This is a genomic window from Psychrobacter sp. Ps2 (genome assembly GCF_022129405.1).
In the GTDB taxonomy this organism is placed as follows: domain Bacteria; phylum Pseudomonadota; class Gammaproteobacteria; order Pseudomonadales; family Moraxellaceae; genus Psychrobacter.
Window position 1 is genome coordinate 1 of sequence record NZ_JADQAM010000004.1, and the last position, 4050, is coordinate 4050.

Annotated in this window: 3 protein-coding genes and 1 pseudogene; 1 reads left to right on the forward strand and 3 read right to left on the reverse strand. The window is 38.8% G+C overall.

Annotated features, from left to right (window positions below; translation table 11 throughout):
- Positions 1-297: 297 nt before the first annotated feature.
- Positions 298-1878 (reverse strand): Fic family protein, encoded by a 1581-nt coding sequence (locus I3254_RS00195; protein ID WP_238050394.1) that lies wholly within the window; start codon positions 1876-1878, stop codon positions 298-300.
- A gap of 480 nt (positions 1879-2358) precedes the next feature.
- Entirely contained in the window at positions 2359-2778 is a 420-nt protein-coding gene (locus tag I3254_RS00200; protein WP_062846051.1) for a PPC domain-containing protein, read from the reverse strand.
- Between the two features lie 253 nt (positions 2779-3031).
- Between I3254_RS00200 and I3254_RS00205 the strand changes: the two genes are divergently transcribed.
- Positions 3032-3478, forward strand: coding sequence for a hypothetical protein (locus tag I3254_RS00205; RefSeq protein WP_025651568.1), 447 nt, complete (start codon positions 3032-3034; stop codon positions 3476-3478).
- A 307-nt stretch (positions 3479-3785) separates the two neighbouring features.
- On the opposite strand, the pseudogene I3254_RS00210 reads toward I3254_RS00205, so the two are convergent.
- Positions 3786-3971 (reverse strand): annotated as a pseudogene (locus tag I3254_RS00210) (IS3 family transposase); the annotation flags it as partial.
- Between the last annotated feature and the right edge of the window lie 79 nt (positions 3972-4050).

Consider the following 4050-nt stretch of genomic DNA (forward strand, 5'->3'; position numbering starts at 1 on the left):
TCAAATACTCAAATACTCAAATACTCAAATACTCAAATACTCAAATACTCAAATACTCAAATACTCAAATACTCAAAATTATTTTGAGGATCTGTAATAACCTTGTCAAATAAAAATGGTCTGTTATTAGAGTTCCTCTAATATATTCTGTTTAAGTAAGAAAAATATTGATTACGTTTCAGGTTGCAGTATTTTAGCCGAATCTTTTATAAATGAATCATTATCGCAACGATGATACTAATACTAGCTTGAGCTTGATTATCAAGGCAGATTTTCCTGCGTATAGCAGGATTTGTTCTAACTATTCAAACCATTTGCTTCATCTTTAAAGGTCTCTACAACGACAGAGAAAATGTCATCCCAAACTGCCTCATTTGCTAAAAAAGGATAGTCCTTAAGTAGCTTATTACTCTTAGTGCCTTTATTTTGTAGCATACTGCGAATGATTCTATCGGCATAGCTGTTGGGCATCTCAACAATCTCTTTTATCGCCAATCGTGCATAGTCATGCTTTCTTAGGTACTGTGACTCGTTATGCATCTCTTTTTCAATAACGTGAGCAATGAGTCCTGATAAGTACTGAACGTGAGGCGTTAGATCCATAAAGCGCCATGCAGGTTGAATAAGGTGAGTGTTTTCAAAATTTAAGTTTGAGCGAATACCATCAGGGTAAGTAACCGCCTGTTTATCAAAGCTGTAATGATCACGGATTTGCTCCATAAGTGGCACGGATACACGGTCTAAAATTTTATCATACGCATGACGGTCTGAGGGATGCTCAGCGATGGCTTGCGATATAGGTAGGATAATCGGCTCATGAATGACCTGGTCGCGTCTGAGTACATCGTTAATTAAGAAGCGATGTAATCGGCCATTGCCATCAGCCAGCGGATGAATATACACAAAAGCAAAGGAAGCAACCGCACTACGTATCAGTGCCGATTGTCCCTCGGTCTTTTCCATAAATGCCAGTAACCCTTTGAGCTTTTCAGCAATGTCATCAGCAGGTGGCGCGATATAGTGCACAATCTCTTTAAAGCCATTGACCTGAGTATGCGACACAAAAACTGGTGATTGACGGACACCATACTGCTGGATAACCGTTTTGCTGCCGAGTATCTCTTGTTGCAGCTCTGCTAGTGATTCAGGATCAAGCGGGATATCGCCCTTGCCGGTACGCCTTGCCATTACATCGGCGAAACGTTCAATACGTTTTAACTCTTTCCCTTCACCTTCTATAGTAAAACTGGCTTTACTCTCTCGTAATGTCATCCATACGGAGGCACGCATCAGTAAGTCTTGCCCAAATTCATCGTTCAGCTTGTCAACCATTGTGGCAATATCGAGTGCAGCGGCTTTCGTAAATGCCTCTGTTTTCACCAGTTGAGGACAGAAATGACGGGTTCCTGCAAGATTGTCATTGATACGCCAACGAGCATTTTTTATGACATGCGCAGGGCTTGAAGTAACCTGCTTCTTAGCATCTAAAGCGTCCACATAGTTACCGCCTAAATTACTCGGTACTGCTAACTTCTGACCCATGAGCCATTCATACAAGAAAGCCATTCTACGGGCATAGCTGCCTGTGGGCTCAGCGTTTACCCATGCTTGTACGTCATTTGCCCCGATCTGCTCAAATAGACGAACCAGTAACTCTAAATTCAGTACTTCATGACGCATGTGAAACTGTAAGTGCGCAATGGTAGTGTCCAGTGGACGCGCGGTTTCCTGATAAGCGTTATGAATGACGTCACCGTCTTTATAGGTTTGTCTGCGCCCACCGATACTGCTGCTGACATATAAAGGGGAAACCAGCTCGATGCTGGCATAACGGATAAGCCATGCTGCGCTAATAGGGTCTGAGGTAGGGGTATTCATTATGAGTGGCTCAAGCGATTATAGATAAGCCATTTTGCAGAAAAGCGATTATGAATGCAAGATAATGGTTATTATCAAGCCTTACTGCATTAAATCGATTTTTATATGACGTTGTGATACCTGTAAATAAAGATCAAAAGGCGTATTGAGTGGATATAATGAGTTCAAATTGAATGAGGTAAATACACCGTTCTTAACATAGCTACGTAGTAATAGAGTACCCATTTCTGTAAATAATGCGGTAATCCCCCACATCAATACTTATCAAAAAAATACAGCAATTATAAGCATTACAACATTTTGGCAAACCTAATCGAAAGAAGGATTGCTAATAACAGAATTAGACCGATTATCCATAATGATTGTAAGAGAAATTTTTTATCATCCATAATTGAGACCATCCCAGATTCTGTGTAACTGACGTTTAGATTAAATACTTACACAAAATTTAGGATGCTCTCCATTATTAAGCTTATATACCTATAGAATAGATAGTTCTAGCCAATATGGAGGTGTTTTTCCTTTAGAAGCTTGAGAACGTGGCTGAAGAATACGCAATTCATATTTACCTGAATATGGAAGCTTGTAATAACCTTGGTTATCTAGTTCAGAGGAATATTCTCCTACATTGACAGAATCTGATAGATTCTTATTAAATAAATAAGAATCTACATTCCCTCCCGTTGTTTTAACAGAAAGCTTTTGGTTCTTTTTGGCATAAAATGTATAGGAATCGTACTTACTACCCTTTAATTTCCCATAATAGTTAGCTGAACTAGCGCCTTTTTTAAATTGAACATCAACAGTTTTAGCCACTGCATCTGAAGATGCGGCCATTACTGTAGGACTTACCATTAGAACAGGAAGCGCAATTAGAATAGCAGCAGTTAAGTTTTTCATATTTTAAACACTCAAACAGTAAAAAAACGATTTTATCTTACTCCACACTGTCAACCTTTATAGATATGTTATATTAGTATTACTAATATAGAGAGTACGTTGGTAAGTTACTGAATAAGGCCACCTGTAACGACCCTAACTTCTAGTTCTACCGTAAACCTACTTATGGTAGTAGAAACCTGAATTTCATCACGTAAACAAAGAGAACACTGCTAAATAGTGGTGTTCTCTTATTATATTTAAAGGAAAAATTATGCGTTCTTTGCTTCTAACGACAATGTGCTTAACGGGCAGCTTAGCTCTAGTGGCTTGTAATAACCATCGTGCCGACACCACGGATCTGAGTAAGCAGCCTACAATAGAAGTGCCGGTAGCGTCAGCGGCATTTACTGCTTTTGGAAACACCGCTAAAGAAAAAATTTGGCGAATAGTGATTGAAGGAAATGAGCTAAGTATAGAGGCGAATTTCTTAAAGCCAACGACAGCAACAGTTATCGTGGTGGGTTCTGGTTCTGTCAATACTGAAGGTGTCGAATACGCGAGTACTATCAATGGACAGCCTATTGTTGTGAATATAAAAAATAACCTTTGTATCGATGACAATGGCTATCAAAATGAACTTACTGCAATATTAACTTACGCAGGCGAAGTATATCAGGGTTGTGCCGTTGCCGGTGCAATAGAAATTGCGCCCACATAGAAGATAAGCCTAACCTATGAATAAACCATTGAAAAAATTTAGCCTAGTATTCTTACCATCATTTTTGTGGGTCGTATTAACTGGGCTAGGATTTGGCTCTCAAAGTCTATCTAATTTGATTGAAATTATAGGAATTTTTATAGTATCTGTGCTGTGTTTATTTATCCCAGAACGATTTATAAAATATCAACTCCTTCTTCTAATACTCTTAATAATCACTGCCTTAGTGCGTTTTTTAACCCCATATATACCGGAATAATATTAAACCTGAACCGCCCCGACTATATCGGAGAGTTGATTGCTTGAGTCAGGCAACTTTGTCTGACTCAGTAAGACTATCATAGTATCGTCTTTCAAACTCAAAAGACGACAAATAACCAATTTTACTATGCAAACGTGTTTTGTTAAACCAATCGACCCATTCTAGGGTTGCTAATTCAACATCATACGCATCCCGCCATTGCTGTTTTAAATACTCAATCACCTCGGGTTTTAGAGACCATCCCAGATTCTGTGTAACTGCCATTTAGATTAAATGCTTACTGATACGGTCATCAAACATAATCATAAAA